General features: G+C 57.2%; 10 protein-coding genes. 5 read left to right on the top strand and 5 right to left on the bottom strand.

The window, feature by feature from the left end; translation table 11 throughout:
* Positions 1 to 498 precede the first annotated feature (498 nt).
* On the top strand, positions 499 to 906 hold the full coding sequence (locus tag QE432_RS10725) for a hypothetical protein (RefSeq protein WP_306624229.1): 408 nt from the start codon (positions 499 to 501) through the stop codon (positions 904 to 906).
* A gap of 116 nt (positions 907 to 1,022) precedes the next feature.
* Entirely contained in the window at positions 1,023 to 1,193 is a 171-nt protein-coding gene (locus QE432_RS10720) for a hypothetical protein (protein WP_306624226.1), read from the top strand.
* 396 nt (positions 1,194 to 1,589) lie between these two features.
* Here QE432_RS10720 and QE432_RS10715 read toward each other — a convergent pair whose 3' ends face one another.
* The 3 genes from QE432_RS10715 to QE432_RS10705 form a co-directional block, all read right to left on the bottom strand.
* On the bottom strand, positions 1,590 to 2,186 hold the full coding sequence (locus QE432_RS10715; protein ID WP_306624224.1) for a hypothetical protein: 597 nt from the start codon (positions 2,184 to 2,186) through the stop codon (positions 1,590 to 1,592).
* Positions 2,187 to 2,356: 170 nt separating this feature from the next.
* Positions 2,357 to 3,265, bottom strand: a complete 909-nt coding sequence (locus QE432_RS10710; protein WP_306624222.1) for an ImmA/IrrE family metallo-endopeptidase — start codon at positions 3,263 to 3,265, stop codon at positions 2,357 to 2,359.
* The gene (locus tag QE432_RS10705) at positions 3,262 to 3,588 is read right to left on the bottom strand and encodes a helix-turn-helix domain-containing protein (protein WP_306625924.1); all 327 of its coding nucleotides are present in this window, start codon (positions 3,586 to 3,588) and stop codon (positions 3,262 to 3,264) included. The genes QE432_RS10710 and QE432_RS10705 overlap by 4 nt, the downstream gene beginning before the upstream one ends.
* Before the next feature lie 190 nt (positions 3,589 to 3,778).
* On the opposite strand from QE432_RS10705, the gene QE432_RS10700 reads away from it, so the two are divergent.
* Genes QE432_RS10700 through QE432_RS10690 form a run of 3 tightly spaced genes read left to right on the top strand, consistent with a single transcriptional unit; the run spans position 3,779 to position 6,533 of the window.
* Positions 3,779 to 5,035, top strand: coding sequence for a nucleotidyltransferase domain-containing protein (locus QE432_RS10700; RefSeq protein WP_306624220.1), 1,257 nt, complete (start codon positions 3,779 to 3,781; stop codon positions 5,033 to 5,035).
* Positions 5,035 to 5,493 carry a hypothetical protein gene (locus QE432_RS10695; RefSeq protein WP_306624217.1) on the top strand — a complete coding sequence of 153 codons (459 nt, stop codon included), beginning with the start codon at positions 5,035 to 5,037 and terminating at the stop codon, positions 5,491 to 5,493. The genes QE432_RS10700 and QE432_RS10695 overlap by 1 nt, the downstream gene beginning before the upstream one ends.
* Positions 5,490 to 6,533 carry a CBASS cGAMP-activated phospholipase gene (locus tag QE432_RS10690; RefSeq protein WP_306624215.1) on the top strand — a complete coding sequence of 348 codons (1,044 nt, stop codon included), beginning with the start codon at positions 5,490 to 5,492 and terminating at the stop codon, positions 6,531 to 6,533. Before QE432_RS10695 ends, QE432_RS10690 begins: the two co-directional genes overlap by 4 nt.
* A gap of 80 nt (positions 6,534 to 6,613) precedes the next feature.
* On the opposite strand, the gene QE432_RS10685 is transcribed toward QE432_RS10690, so the two are convergent.
* Both QE432_RS10685 and QE432_RS10680 read right to left on the bottom strand, forming a co-directional pair.
* On the bottom strand, positions 6,614 to 12,733 hold the full coding sequence (locus tag QE432_RS10685) for a DEAD/DEAH box helicase (protein ID WP_306624213.1): 6,120 nt from the start codon (positions 12,731 to 12,733) through the stop codon (positions 6,614 to 6,616).
* Positions 12,730 to 16,134 (bottom strand): STY4851/ECs_5259 family protein, encoded by a 3,405-nt coding sequence (locus QE432_RS10680; RefSeq protein WP_306624211.1) that lies wholly within the window; start codon positions 16,132 to 16,134, stop codon positions 12,730 to 12,732. Before QE432_RS10680 ends, QE432_RS10685 begins: the two co-directional genes overlap by 4 nt.
* Positions 16,135 to 16,334 lie beyond the last annotated feature (200 nt).

Genomic DNA, 16,334 nt, shown 5'->3' with positions numbered 1-16,334 from the left:
TGTTACGCCCCGTTTTTGGGGCCGCCAAAGTTCTACAGTACTATTGGAAGCATTGGGTGAATTTCGACGCGAACGGGAGAGTTTTACACGTAACAGGTTGAAGTCGTTACGATGGGCCGAGCTTCCCAATTACATGCTTACGAACTCAACATTTTCTAACGCTGAGCGTCCGTTATATTCGGCTCAGTGTTTTCGAGGTCGTTCTTTATTCCGTACTCTGCAATAAAATGTGGCGCTTGGCATCAGCGTAAACCGGCGCCCATAGAATTCATTGCGCTTTCCGGATCGGCTTCTCTCGGAAACATACACCGGGCTTGGCAACAGCGTGCACCGGGCGTTCTGATGCTGATGACAGGCGGAATCGCTTTCAGGAGGGATGATGCAGGGCAGGGGTTGCGCGTGGCTGGCGAACGGCTCTCAAGGGCCACGATCTTAGGCATCGCGTGAGATCGTTTCTTAACCCGACCGTGAAAAGAAGCCTTCACCAAGGAGAACTCGATGCATATGATCCTCACCGATTTCAGCAAAAGCTTTGTCAAACTTACAATATGGCAGCGGGACGGATCTCGCATCGAGATGACGGCCATAGGAGCAAAGGGAGTCCTCTACTGGGCAAAGACGTCTAGTGGCAGAGTCCTGGTCGGCATCGACCGTGACGGACTCGACCAGGTACTTCGCATTCTTGGCACCCTGGATAAGGAAGAAGCAGCGGCACTGCATTTCGCATTAACTGAACTCAGCAAGACAGGACTCGATGCCCTTGAAGTCGAGGTAAATCTCACGGGTGAGGGCAACAAATTCAAAGTCGCCTATCGCGATGTCGCGACAGATTCACCGACCTACGATGCCTTCGAGGACGTGTCTGTATTTCTTGTCAGTACCCCTGGATATTCCCACCCCGGGTAGTCCACGGGTGTCCATTCGGATTCCTTGGCATTGCTTATGACATCGTCGGGATAATGGCCTCTCGAGACCAGCTCAATCACCGACGAATGCTTGAGCTGAAGGCAGCTCCCACGCCCATGACTCTCCTCGAAAGCTTTCATGTCTGCGATGAGTCCTTCAAGCTGCCGGGTCTCGACCTCTTGTTCATCGGTCTTTTCGGCGGCCGCAAGATCCCACAGATCAATATAGTGATACATGGCACCGAGATCGCCCATCTTGTAGAACGCCTTCAGGATCCGGATCGTTGAATCGGGGTCGCGTGGGTATTTCGTAGTCATCGTTGCACTCCTGCTCTGCATTCAGGGTCGATCCGATCTCAGCCGGCATCAAGGGTGGAGCAGCATACGATTTCGACGATACCTTGTGGCCGACGACACCTCCGCTGCACATCCACGCCGACGGCTCCTTCGACGCCGCCTCACTCGACGGCCTTGTGGAGCGCAATCGGCATGTCACGATTCAGTTGTGCAAGAGTCATTCGGGAATTTCGGGTAACGAGCACGCTGATAGGGCAGCGAAGACGGCGTTGACACGGATCCTGCGCCCCATGTGATCGTGCGGACTGGCCGACGTCGTGGCCGATCCTGCTCTCGGCCTAACCTAACATTGCGAGTGGCTCGCCGCCCCAGAACCACGTCGGGGCGCTAATATGTCGGTCCAGAGGCTCTCACGATATCGAATACTTCCTCGACGTGCTCGTGGCTGAGCCGGAGCCGAAATCTTGCTGGAGAGGTTTTGGTGGGCGAAGGGAAAAGCTGAAAGAAGTAATCGGGTCGTTCAGCAAGGAGAGCGTCGTCTGCATCTACGCTCCCGCTATTGTGCTTCAGTAGATTGTTGAGGAGGTTCAGATTATCGAGCTGCGGACTAACGGAATATCGTTTGGCGCACTCATCACGCAGTCTTTTGAACCCGTCATATCGGCCATGAAGGCCCGTCCATGTTCTCGCGGACCGCTCCCAATAGTGAAAGGCGCTGGTAACAAAGGCCTCACGAACGACGCTGACCGCCAGCATGGCTTCCATCTCTGCCTGGGCGAGCGAATGCTCGGTGGAAGCTATCAAAATGCCGTCGTCGTCATATTCTCGGTCGTCGACGCCATCGTTCATGTACTGGGCATACGCCTGGGAAGCTTCACGACGTGCCTTAGTCATCGTATCGGACGATGCCTGATATGCATCACAGATGCGGTCTATGCCCGTCTGATATTGGAAGGCTTTAAAGCTCTCGGGTAAAATCGCCATAACCGTCTCGAACCCTCCCTTGGCCGTGATCGTCTTCGGGTCGCACACAAATTGTGCGAGGTCACCCCAAAAATGGGGATCGTGAAAAAGCCGGCATGAAGCGCTCAACGACCAAGAACACATCTCTGTCCGCGGAACCGCTTAGTTGGAGGCCGCGTAGCGAGCGTGATCTACGCTCGCGTCCCCAGTCGGAAAAATTGCGTATACGAGTCCTGTAAGTCATCCTCGGCCTGATAGGCTGGCGCCTTGCCTTCAAAATGTAGAAGCGTCAGCTCGAAGTCATATCGATCGGTCCGCATGCACATTTCGAAAGCGGGCTCCGGAAACCATACGCCTGCCTTCTGCTGAATGCCCTCCAAGGATTCGTCTCGCGACAGCTTGCTGACAGCAAGCGAAGCGGCAGGCAGTTCAAACAGGTCGCTTTTAGTCCGGAGAAAGCGACCTGACTTAAAGGCCGCATCGCTAGATTTCGCCCAGAGCGCGAAGCCATCCACGGACGCGACGACCATGGCCCGCGATGTCGTGTATTCAAGCCACCTAAGTGTTGCTGCGGTCAGGGATACGCCATACCGTTGCGCTGCTTCGCCTAAGCGCGAAAAATCAGCAGGCTGATCCGAAGGGATGAAGCGCCTGTAGTCGTCGAGAGGCATGAGAAGGGTGGCCGCAAACTCGTTCGCTTCCTTCTCGATGTCTCTCCCGGCGCCATGCTCGACGGCTTCCTTCGAGCAGTAGAAGCCGCCGTCAAAATCAGGATCCTTGTCGACGAGATCGCGATGGAGCATGAAATGGCCGAGCTCGTGCGCGACCGTATAGGCACGGCGACCCGCGCTCTGCTTCTTGTCGTACATGATCGCCCAACGCCGCGGCGTGGTGTCTCCTGGCACAAGAGCGCCTTCGCAACCTGGCAAATCATCTCCGACGATCTGCTCGATGTGACTTGCCGGCGAGATCTGCTTCGTGAATTCGAGAGCGACTTCGTCCACGTTCACAGGCCCTCGTTCGAACCTGTCATTACCAAACATTGTATTCAACACGATCGAAATGTTGTTGGCGGCGGCCCTCGGCGACTTCGGTTTCACTCTTTCTTGCCTCCAAGGACTTTAGCCATCGCTCGGATCTTCCCGCGGGTATCGGGATCCATCTGACTGTATTCCCGGAAGAAGGCCTTGTCCTCGGCATCCGCGAGCGTGACTTCCTCGCGGCCGATCAGGTAGTCCGTCGTGACGCCAAGAGCGACGGCAATCGTCGCCAACTTTTCAGCAGACGGACGCGGAGGATCCTTGTTCTCCAGTTCCCAGATGTAGCTCTTGGACGAACCAGTGGCGGTCGCAAGCTGGTCGAGCGTCAAGCCCTTCTGCGTCCGTAACTCTTTGATTCTAGTGCCAAATGTTTGCTTTGCCATGGTCATACCGTTCTGTCGTTTTTGTTGTTCGGTGTAGGAGTACAATATGGCCCTTGACTCTGGAAGGCAACACCCCCATCTTGTTCGGAGTAGCTATATTTTTAGACAAATTATAGCGAACCAAGGAGGGAGCAAAACATGCGTATCAAAACGGCAATGAAGACACACAAACCCCCGAAGGGAACCGAGAATGAATATGAGAGCAGTAACCGGGATTGACCCGTTCCACGATTGGGCTGACGCGATCCTCGCGCAGATCGCATTCAACATCCAGCTTCCTCCGTCCCTTCATGCGAAGGCGGTCAGTCGCTACGAAGCCGTCCGTCGCCATCTTGAAGCCACAACCTTTTTTGCCGACGGCATCGAGCACTTCTATCCACAGGGCTCCATGGCGATCGACGCCACGATCTCCACGCGCGGGACGGACGACGAATACGACATTGACATCATCGCGCAGCTCGACGCTAAGTACCGCCGTCTGGGTCCGCTCGGCGTTCTGAAGGCTCTTGAAGGAGCGCTTTCAGACTATCCGGTGGAAAAGGTGATCCGTCAGACCCGCTGTGTCACGCTCGTCTACAGCGACAAGATGCGTTTGGACGTCAGCACCGCATTCCGTCAGCACGGCACCCAGGAGCGTCGCAGCCACATCATGCACGCGAAGGGGCCGAACCGCGGATCCGACGATTGCGAGGTCCCGACCAATGCCTATGGCTTCGCGGAGCACTATAAGGCCCGAACTCCGGTCGAGCTTGCCGTCTCCGAAGCCTTCCGTCGCAGGTGGAATGATCACGACCGGCTTCGCGCTGATGCCGAAGTCGACGACGTTCCGAACCAGACACCGTTTGTCGTGAAGAACATGACCACGCTGGCCTTGCAGCTCGTAAAGCGGTACCGGAACATCACCCACGACCGCAAGGGCCGCTCCGGACGCATGGCGCCGTCGATCCTGCTCGCGCATTACGCTGCACGGTCGTCGCAGCCCGGTCGAACATTGAGCGATGCACTGATTTCTCTCTGCAGCCTTCTGATCGCCGACATTCGCCGCGCGTCGTCGCTGGGGCACACGCTCAACGTCTTCAACCCCACATGGGATCAGGACGAGTTCACCGATCGCTGGCCTGAATCCATCGAGCAGCAGAACGTGTTTGCCGACGATCTCGTTCGCCTGGTTAACGCAGTCAGCCTTCTCAAGGATGGGAAGCTGAATCCCACTGATGTACCCGGCGCGCTTCGCGAACTCTTCGGCGACTTCGTAGTGAATGAAGCCATCAGGAAGGCGGCGCAGGAACTTGGCGGAACCGTGCAGCGCGGAACGCAGGGTTACACACGGGCAGGGGGCATTCTCGTCCCCGCAGCCGCGGCCGCATCGCCGGCGCTCGCCGCACCTAAGGCCGCGGCAGCCCCGGTTTCCGGCAGCCGTCACACCTTCTTCGGAGATCCCGTCTAATGGCGCTTCTCCCGTACGCCATGAAGGAGCAGGTCGCAGCTATGCGCGCGACCTGGCCAGCCTTTTCCCATCGAACCTTTGGCAACGACGCCGTCATTTGGAGAGGCACTCTGAAGCCGCTCATGCGGCCTTACGAAATCAAAGTCGAATATTGCACCGATTGGGTGATCTCAGGGCCGCGGGTGAGGGTTATCAGTCCGACTCTTACACGGCTCCCCGACAACTCCGAAGGATCGCTGCCGCATGTCTACAATCGCGACCGAGATCCCTTTCTGTGCCTCTTCGATCCTGCACAGGATGAATGGAGCGGATGGGATCTCGTATCAGAAACGACCATACCTTGGACGATCGACTGGCTCGCCTGCTACGAATTCTGGCTCATGACTGGTGTCTGGGAAGGCGGCGGACGGCATCCCCCCTCAACAGGAAACCGCCACAACGTGGAGAACCACCGATGAATTACATTCCTCCCCGGCGCTCCGATGGCACCGCCGAGCATACCCGGGTGAAGCAACCGTGGCCTAAAGACCGCCCGTTCCGAATCCTTTCGCTCGACGGTGGCGGTATCCGTGGACTCTTCGGAGCGGCCTATCTCGCAGAAATCGAACGCAAGTATCTGGGTGGCGAATCCATTGCCAAGTATTTCGATATGGTCGCGGGCACGTCCACGGGCGGCATCATCGCGCTTGGTCTCGCCACCGGAAAGTCGGCGGCCGAGATCTCGAAGATTTACACCGAACGAGGGGAATTCATCTTCCCTAAACCGAAGTTCGGAACGGGTCTCTGGCACCGTGTGAGATCCTTCTTCCGTCCCAAGCATCGCAGCTCCAACCTTCGTGACGAGCTGCTCCGGGTGTTTGGGCACGAGGTCTTGGATTCTGCCACGTGTCGGGCGGTCGTGCCCTGCTTCGAAGGCACTTACGGTGAACCGTTCATCTACAAGACGCCGCACCATCCAGATTACAAGAAGGATCGGCACAAGGCTCTGGTTGACATCGCTCTTCATACCTCGGCCGCGCCGTCGTATCTGTCCGCAGTCGATAGTCATGGCCACCTCATGCTGGACGGCGGCATCTGGGCGAATAACCCGATTATGAACGCTCTGGTCGATGCGCTCGCCTGCTACGATGTTCCCCGAGAGAACATCCGAATCCTTTCCATCGGCACCGGTGAGGAGACAGTTACCCTTGCCAAGCGTCACCTGGAGGGCGGCAAGCTCGCATGGGGCGTGTCTTCGACGGTGCCGCTTCTATTCCGGCTCTCCGCAAGGGCGCAGAACAAGAATGCGCTTGGCCAGGCATATCTCCTCGCGGGGAAGCCCAACGTCCTTCGCGTCGACCTAGATGAGCGGGAGGAACACATGGGTCTCGACGACGTGCGACGGGCCAAGAAGGAGTTGCCGAGCATCGCAAGGAGCCACGCGGAAGCGAACGGCATCCTTGTCAAGCAGATGTTCCTGGAAATGCCTGCGGAGCCGTACGTGAGCCTTCGACCCTGATCCGCCTACTCGTCGGCGCACACATCTGCGCGCCGACGAGTTACCCGAAGGAAGTGGACCCTCGTTTACGTGCCTTCACCTCACTTCATCCGCGATGCCACGATGTACGTCTGCCCATATCCATTGCGAGCCACCGGAATTAAGAGGCGGGCAAGTGCATTCGCTTGGCGGGAAAGTGGGGCCGAGAAATCGTGGCGAACGTTCGTCCCGCTCCCGGTCGCGCGCCATGCGCCAAAGCCCTGATCGAAGGCGAGTGTAACCGTGATCCCGCCCTCGAACGTGATGTTCATATACCTTGCATGCGGAACCTGCCCGAACTGAACATTCAGGCTAACTCCCTTCTCGTGTGCATAGGCTCGAATAGACTGCTCCGCTTCTGGACCGTCGCGCCAGTCATCGAACACCCGATACTGCGCTCCATTACGAGGGGCAGGAGGCGAAGTAAGGAGTTCGACAGTGTGAGGTGATCCCTTCACCAGCGCGACCACGGTATCGATGAATAGCTTCGCAACCAGTGGCGATCGGACATATTGATCACTGTACCTGATTGACGTCACCTTCTGTTCCTTCGCGATACCGAGTGGAGCAAGCAGCCCCCGGATACGATTTGCCATCGCTGCTCCAAACAAGGATGCGGGGCGGTCGAGTTCGTTAGTAATGGTTTCGTACTTCGAATCCGGCGACGGAAGGAGTGTCGTTTCGTCCAACGGTTTAGTCTCGCTTTGGAAGTCGACCGAGCCTCTTACGATCGGCCGTTCCACCGGGGCACCCCAGGTCTCTCCTGGAAGCCATGGCTTTTCCTCCTGCGAGGCCCACACCGTTCGGCTTCCAGTGCTGCTTACAGCAACGCCAATCTTGCTCCCATTGCCCGTGATAGGCATTGTGCCGATACAGATAGGGAAGGGTCTGGCGCCCGTGGCGAACCTCTTGCCAAGATCATACAGAGCAAGTCGACCCGCGGTGTCGCAGTTCTTAATAAGCTCGTCCGGCACCACAAAGCCGATTTTGTGGCCATGGACTCGCCATCTATCAAGAACGGAAATGAGTGGCCACGCCGCCATCTCTCCTGCATCGGTTTCCGCAGGCAGGAATATCTGCAAACTCGGCTTCTGCCCGTCTCTGAGCGCTCGCTCGACTTCATCGAGAACGGAAGTCGAAGCAAGTGAGTCCTTGGAGTACCGATCCCCGTCGTCGAGCGCCTGATCGAACGAGAGGTGATTTCTTAGGAATCGGAGGGCGCCGATCCTATCGAGGGAGCCGGATTCGAATGGCGCGTCGCGAACCAGCACGCAAGCTGCGCATCCACTCGTGCAGCCAGAGTTCGAGCAATCGAGAACTTCGGTTGCTTCATATAAGACCTTCGAAAGATTTCCTGGGATCGAGGCAGCGAATCCTGCCCCACCTGCCGCCCGGTCAAACACCAGCATCGAAGCTGCTCTGCCGCCAAGGAAGCCGTCGGAGATCTTTGTGGCAAAGCCCATCTCGTCCGCCTCTATCCCCAGAATCCTCGCGGTACCTTCGCGAATTGCTATCGCCAGTGCGGTGGCGGCGGCCTTGCTGAGAGGATTCGAAGGCTGCAGTTCGAACACGTCAGTAGTGATCTCGTAGCCTAGTTCCATGTTCCGACGGACGGCCCAAGCGTTGTTGTTGCCTTCGCAAACGAGCGCGTTTTCGTCCTTCTTCCAGCGGAGAGGAGCGTGCCCAGCAAGAGGCGATGGAGTGGTCTGGTCGACATCCCCGGTGTCCAATACTGGATGGTCTGGCGCGGCTCTTCCGCAGTGAAGGCAGAGCGCATATCCATTCTTGGTCGGCCCGCGATTACTGTAATAGACGGCGCCTTCGCGCGTGCTGCGCAGCCGTCCGAGGTCTGGAATCGGCAGCGATACCCACGGAGCAGCTCGTACCGAAACGCTCGGCTCCTCGGGAGCAACGTAAGATATCAAGTCGGTTTCGGCATGGACCTTGTCCCTGACGTCCACGGAGAAGCCCGCGGGACGGAGATACGGAGTGCTCGTCAGCGGCCCGGCGCATGCAGGGCATGAGACAATCTTGGTCCGGCTGGAATCGCTTGACCCGCAGCGCTTGCAATTCCAATGAAATTTCAGGCTTTGGACATCTCGAATGTTCTCTTCCGTTGCAGGTCGTTTCCAGTTCAGCAGGACGCCCGCTGACTTGTGCACCAAGCCGTCGAGCACGATCTCGGAGCCTGGCGCGTAATCCCTGATGGCGAGGTCAAGCGATCTCTGCGGGCCAGACAACCTCGTCGTACGTCGCCCATCGATCGGCTGATCCAACTTTGATCGATGCGGCAGGAACGTCACAACTCCGGTGGGGAACCCGTGTCCGGGCAAGAACCCACGATCGGCAAGTGCGCTCAAGAGGAATTCATCACAGAGCCTCTGAAGCTCCATTCCCATTCTGCTTCTGCCAGCTCCCTTCACCCCCTCATCCCTGGCAAGAGCCTGGAGGCCGTCCCATTCGTTCTGGAATGTGTCCTCAAGATCAGTGATGGTCTGAAGGCAGGTGTCGATCATCACCCTTTCCCCCTCTAAGACAGAATGCCTCACGAGTCGCTCCAGGTCTCCGCCAACAAGTTCGGCTGTCGTCGGTGCTTGGAGCCAATCCTTGAACTGCTCGACGGGGCGCTGGTCCGCGAGATGCCTCCGTTCGCCGACTCCAGCCGGCGTTCCGAGGAACGCACCAATGGTCATGCGGATCGGGTCTCCACCCCGTCCAACCATGAACCGACGAAGAAGGAAGGCATTGACATGTCGCTGGACGATCGGACGACTACTCAGGGCAACGCGCGGCGCTGCCAGCTTCCGGTCAAGATAACTGATTGGCGAGACGAATGCTTCTCGGTCAAGCGGTCGATCACGGCAGAATGTGAAGGCGAGGGAGAATGACTGACCGCGTCGACCAGCACGACCGACGCGTTGTTTATAGCTCGCGACCGACGGAGGAACGTTGGTCATCATGACGGTTGATACGGAGCCGATATCGACGCCCATCTCCATCGTCGTGGAGCAATTCAGGATGTTGATCTCGCCGTCTTTGAACTTCTGTTCGTAAGTGCGTAGCAGCGCACTTTCCTGTTGGGCGGAATGTTCAGCAGATCGGGCATATTCCGCAAAAAGAGCAACACGGTCCGAGATGTTGTTCCATGCTCCCAACGCTCGAAGGTTCTTGACCTCTTCGGCATCTTCAAGCCATCCGCCGATCGCGCCCCGGGCCACGACCGGGTCTACCTCGCCAAGCAACGGCTTTGGATGCCGGGGTAGCTCGACCCTATCGGAAGGGCTGGGCTTCGATCGCTGCGTTCCTTGGGCAAATGGACTTGTGCCAAATGGGGCAGTGTCAAGGATCCTACGTGTCGTCGAGCAGAGGAACCCTTCGACCACGGGAGCGATATAGGCTTTTCTTAAATCAAGCGCAGGTTTGTCCGGATCGGAACTTAGAAGAGGCTGCAGGTTCTGCCAGGCGCGGTCGAAGCACTCCTCGATGTCTGCTCCGTGTTCCGATATCGAGATATCCAAACCTAGCCCGTGCAACAACAGAGCCTGTGGCGCTGAGAGAACAGCAAGGTTTCTGGGTGTTCCTGGCCAGGCGAGCTTACGCCGATCACCAAGTGTTTTCGCCCCTGGACGTAGCAACCCTTTCGTCTTTGCCCGAGGTGTTATCCAGTGCATAAGGTCTGAATGAACCGCAACCGCTGCATTGCCTCGCATGAAAAATGTGGTGATCGCGTAGAGGAATGATCGCCAGTCATCGATTGTCTTTCCACGGCGGGCAAACGGCGCTGGCAGAGACTGCTGGCTATCGATCGCCGGAAAGCGTAGGCGCGCCATTCCAAGCGTCTCGAGCGAGAGAGCCTTTCGGGGCCGCCTAGCAAGTTCGCGAAGAAGCAGGAATTCCGCAAGTTCGACGCTGTCGCTGAAGAGCTTCGGGTCTCGGGGTGCCCAAACCTCCTTCACCCATTTTTTGACTTCCTCCCTTTCGCCCAGTCGGTCCACCATTTCCTTCCATGGTATTCCCTCGAGACGATCTGCTCCCGCGGCGGCTAGCTCTAGCCGCTTGCTTGCAAGGATATTCTGAACTGCTGGGATCGGTGTTGCAGCCACAGCGGCTTCCAATCCCACAATCTCTTCCTCAAGGGCGGACGTATCAACCTGCGTGGCAGTTGATATCGAATGCTGGACACTATGGTATACGAAGGAACGGACGAAGTTTCGTTCTGCCTCCGCCTGCATTTTTGCCGACATTCGAGCCGTGCCCTGTCGGCTGTCAGTGAATGACAGAAGCCGGCGCCCTTGCGACGGAGCCGAGTTGTCGGCTCGACTGGGATCCACGCCCTCCAGGAGTATCGGGGCCGCGTTGGCAATCATGAATGGTGCGCCAAACCGAACTGGCCTGAGCAGGCTGTCGACGCCGCGGCTTGATGTTTTACCACAGCAAGGACAAAAATCGGCCTTTTCGTCATAACCGACGGTGATTGTGTCCGCCGCCTTTGCTGGGTGCGTTCGCCAGTCCTCAGTCGACAGGTGCAGAGGTCGAAAGCCTACCGAACCTTCCGGCCGAAGCAGTATGGTTCTGCGAAGCTCAGGAAACTCTAGCTCGATTGCCTCCTCCTCATCGTCGGCATCGTCGTCCGCTTCCGGATCATCCTGATCGCGCAACGCTTCGAATTCAAACTCATCTGAGTCAGCACCTCGACGGGTCGAACGAATCCTGTCGTTCGTAGCGTCGTCCTGCGCCTCAAGGACAACTTCACCGCATTCGTGGCAACTTATGATCTCAAGGACTGGCGCGGTGCATGTCGGGCACTCATCTCGGGGATCGATAAAGATCTCTCCGAAACCCCAACCGACAGGAGAGTTCTTGCAGCCAGGGTTTACGCAACTCCAGATTCCCGGAACGGCGCGTTCGAATCCATGGATCCTCATTGGTGCGAGATTCTCGGGTTCGTTCGTTTCCGGATTGGTTCGCTTGGCATTAGCCAAAAAGGTCATGAAGCTTTCGGCATCAAGTCCAATCGCCTTCGCAATTCTATCCATCTCGGACAGCGTTTGAGGGCGATCAAACAGCTTTGTTGCAACAAAGTCCCACGCCACATCGTCGGCAGCGAGTGTGTTGAAAAGCTCGTCGCCATTCAACTGCTCGAGCCGATTCCGTGGAGGAAGCTTCCCCCTTGTCGAAGGCCTTGAAGGGAGCTGCCTTGCTCCTTCAACAACATGGACATTCGCATCCGAGATCCCGGCTACATCCGCAAGGAAGTGCCTCAACTGGCTTTGGATGTCGTCTCCAGATCCAATGGTCGCTGACGTGGCGACGAAGTGGACCTCTTCCGGCTTGCAATCGAATGCCAGAAGGACTCGCCTGAGAAGAAGCGCGATTTCCGCAGCGGCCGCCCCGACAAGTGAGTGGGCTTCATCGAGGACGATCCATTTGAGCTTCCCCTTCGATTTCTCGATGATCTGCTGGTCTTCAGCCCTTGCCAGCATGTACTCGAGCATAGTCACGTTTGTTACGAGAACCGGCGGCGGGCTTGACCGGAGTTGCTCCCGATCGATTTGCTGTTCCGGCGTGACGCGCCGCAAGCTGTCTGGTTGCGAATTCGGCAGGTCCCCATTGTACAGGCAGTAGCGAATACCCCCGCCAAAGGGGCGCGCCCAGGCCGACAGGCGCTCTCTCTGACTCTCAATCAACGCGTTGAGCGGATAAAGCATGATGGCCTGCACGCCTTCCAGCCGTGCACTGCTGCCCGTCGCCTGAGTGACGAGATCACTCAGGATGGGAAACAGGAAGCATTCCGTCTTTCCGGATCCTGTTCCCGAAGTGACAAGGACAGACTGGGGGTTACCCGGCTTTGAAAGATGCTCCCAGGCTTCCAGTTGGTGCCGAAAGGGACGTCTCGATTTGGGGAACCTGTAGTCACTGCCTTCTGGCAACGCATTGATGGCCTCGACGAAGCGGGGATGGAGAACCTTCGGCGGAACTCCGGCCATGTTGACCGAGGCTGGAACGAATGGGTGCGCACCCTCAACGATTGGTTGCTGGAGCAGGCCGCCGGAAGTCGCAGTTTCGGCATTGAAGACGCTACGGAGATGGTCGACAAGATGCCGATCTCGAATACCAGACTGGGAAATGATTGCTTCGGCAGATCGGCGGCGTATTTCGGAGAGGGTAGCGAACGGCTTCAATGTATGACCTCGAAATGGCGCACGATGTGTGCGTATGCAAATGAAACGTACCGGCTGTGCTCGCGAAGAGCCTTTCGCAGCAAGATCTCGCTGGATGGACTAATGTTAAGCATTCCTCTGGCTGCGGCGGCCAAGGCAACCGGGGCCACCATTCCCTCGAAATCCGCGACGCTAAATCTCTGAAATTCTGTCGGTAGCTTTATACCTGCTGATACGAGCTGCTCCAGGATTGGGTCCCTGCGGAGCGCATGCGCGGGAGTGTCGTCATCGAACATGCGTTGTTCCTGCACGAAACTCTGCAGTACCTGGTCAAGCGTTGGCATCGCAGTTGCCGGAAATCCAGATTTCACGAACATCCGATCCAGGCCTGGTTCCAAGGTGAGGATACTCTCCTGCATCCCTTTGAAGTGCGCGATGACGAGTTGATGCCGCATTTCTTCAGGCAGAGTTGAAAGCCCTGCCTCGAGGGCATCTCGTTCGGCACCGAACGCTGCTTCCCATATGCTCGACGGAATAGTGAGCCATAGAAATGGCAGTTGCTCCTGTAGGTTCCAGATCGCTTGGCGTTCGGCATCTGTGGCCGCCGACAGAAGGAGGCGCAGTATTGCTTTAGGCTGTCGCGCAACTTCCTTCAAAACTTCGAACGCTGATGCCGGAAGTCCATTCAATGAGTTGACGAGGGTGATCAGGAACCGGATGTCTTCGGTGGGAAGCTTGCCCGACGCCAGAAGATCCACAGCGATCCTGAGTTCTTCCTGAAGGGATGAGAAGTCTTGCTGCGCGAGAGCCGACTGGAGCGGTGTTCTCGGAAACTGGCTCAGTGGCAGGTGAACAAGAAGCGGGCGTGACACGACGTCCGGCCCGTCTCGCAGATAAATCAGAGTGGGGCCGCCGCAGCTATCCGGGATCTCGTACGTCCCCCCGACCGCTGCCCGGAGCAGATGCTCCTTCTCCGGGTTCATAATCATTCGCGCGACTGGTTGCTCCGTGAATTCAGACCCGAACACTATCGCACCATCAACCCGCTTTGGCCGCGCGTATCGGTACTGCTTCAGGCAGATCGGCTTCCTGGTATCGCCAACGAAGTCAAGTTCCAGAACCGCATCTTGATCCGCTATCGGAGCCATGAATTCTTCGACGACCCTCTTCAGGGCAGACAACGGAAATTCGCCGGAAAACTTGAACTGCAGAGAATTCGATCTCGAAGTTCGGGGCATGAGCGTCAGTGTCGTGTTATGCGGCGAGACAGCGATCGCGCCACGTAGCGCAGTAACGTCGATCTCTTGCCCAGCCACGGCAACTCTGCCGCCGCCAAGGATGATCGCCGCGTCGCGGCTCCTCAGTGTAATAGTCACGTTGAACGATTGCCCGCTCGGCGTACGCAGCCGCACGACCAACTTGTAGCTTGGCCTTCCATTGAAGGAGAAACGGTGCTGCTGATCCCCGCGTTCGATTACCCTTACGTCCTCGGGCAGGTCAACGCTCCAACCTGGGAGCGATTCATAGGAGACGATGCCTTCTGTCGCGCTCGTCATGCGCCCATGGATCCTGGCTCTATTGGGTAGAAGCGCGATGCGCCGCCGTTCCAGTTGGATATCCGCAAGAGGGTCTCTCCACGAGATCTCGAAGAGACCATGATCCACTACCTTCCCATCGGGGAGAGATCTCCATACTTCCCCCGGGCGACGATATAGGAGTTCACCTTTTTTCGGTTGGCGGGGTCCCCCGTTCGATCCGATCCTGACCGTCACCGATCCCTCGTAGAGTTCGAGTTCATCGTCTGTGTGGAGCGGAGTCGACATAGCCGACGATAGTTCGAGGCTCTCCTGGCGCTCGTCCTTCCCAGCCTCAACTCGGTATCGCTCACCCGTCGATGCGCCGGGCTTTGAAAAATAGACAGTTCCGGTTACGGCATGAAGAGCATGTCCATCGCCAACGCTCCACGTTTGGCCGAGAGTTGTTCCTTCTGCAGCGATTGCCTCCCAGTCCTTTGGCACCAGAGTGTAGAGCAGGGGTGGTGGCAAACTAGCGGAACCGGTCTTTGCAAGTCTCAGCTTGCCAGGTTTTGATGGATCCGCTCCCCCGTCTGGAATAAACGTCGCGATCGGGGAGGTGACGGGTGTGCCACTCGGCCAGACCATGGATACCGCCTCGGATCCACATGTCAGGTTCGCTGTCACGCTTTCATTGAGTTGGAAGCCAAGGATCAATCTCCCAAGCGATACAAGCGGACGAACCCTCCACGCGTGTGCCCCTTCAACTGGAGGCTCGAATAGGGCGATCTGACTCGGAAGGAAATTCGCCAGGGTTCCGGAAGGACTCGCCTTCCATCTTCCGGCGGGAGGAACCCCATGGAGACGTCCTGCCGGAATTTCTCCTTCGGCATTCAAAAGCAGCGCCGGCTGCCATCTCTCTCCATCGAAACACAGATATCGTTCGGCACCGATCCCGCTGCTGGTAACCAAGCCCACCTTCTCGTTCAGCAGGCCGCCCAGCAGCTTGCGCGCGATCTGGTCATGCTCGGTGGACATGTATATCGGAAGGCTCTCTTTCCAGTCCGGACTATGAGCGTCCAGGTATCGAACCGGATCTATGTTCGAAGGCCCTTGGTCAAGCACCTTTCGCCACTTCACGAGCTCGATGATGAGTTCGCAACAGAGATCCACGAATCCATCTTGTCTGTACGACACCGGCATCCGCCACGACATGTCATGCGCGAAGCCGCGGATATGCTCACGATCGGTGCCTGTGAGCGCAAACCGCATCACGGTTCGAAGGTAGTCGGATAGCCATATCGATCCACTGTCGGCCAGCAGATGCGCAGAGATACCGCCCTCCAGCGCAATCGTAAGGAGGAATTCGCGACTGGTTTCCGATCTGATCAGATGCCGCTTCCAGTATCCAATGCCGATTCTGGTAAGATTCCTTTTCGTGTGGTCTGGCAGGTCTTGAAGAACTTCCGCAGCGACCGAATCCCATTTGAGAAAGAGAGTCGTCGCCTCACGTCGGAACCACTCTGCGCAGAATGCGACGAACATGCTTGCCGCCGTGCCGTCCTCCTGCAACAGCCGGGCCGTCGACAAACGCAAACGCTCCCGGAGGTCGGCGTATTCCTGATCGGTCATCCGGTACTGATGGAGTGGCCTTCCATCGGGAGCATTCAAGTTGCGTTTGAGGAGAAACGCGACATTCCAATGTCTATTTTGTGCTTGTGGAGCAGTGGAGCCAGGCGCCTTCCTCAGCCGCCTAAGCAGGCCAACAACTTCCATGTGAAGTTCTATAGCTTCATCAGAGCTTCTGGGCTTAAGAACTCCGCTGATTTCCTCAAGTCGCGCCAAGTTGTCGCGACTTCGATTAAACTCGGCCCGCAGATCTTGATCGGATAGTTCTTTCAGACGCAACTTTCCCCCTCCGTTGCATCAGACCCTGATACAACAATGGTTACCTTGAGTTGAAATCGTTCCGCAAGTTGAAATGCGCGAATTCTCAACATAATGATGTTGCGAGAAATTGCCGCCGGCCGATACCCAAGCGGCCGCCTTCGAGGTGAACCTGCACCGCGGACGCGAAAGTTGCTTGACGCCATGCGATATGTTCTTTA

The sequence above is a fragment of the Agrobacterium sp. SORGH_AS_0745 genome, assembly GCF_030818995.1.
GTDB classification, from domain to species: domain Bacteria; phylum Pseudomonadota; class Alphaproteobacteria; order Rhizobiales; family Rhizobiaceae; genus Agrobacterium; species Agrobacterium tumefaciens.
The sequence above is the reverse complement of the archived record's forward strand: the minus strand, read 5'-3'. Positions and strand labels throughout refer to the sequence as shown.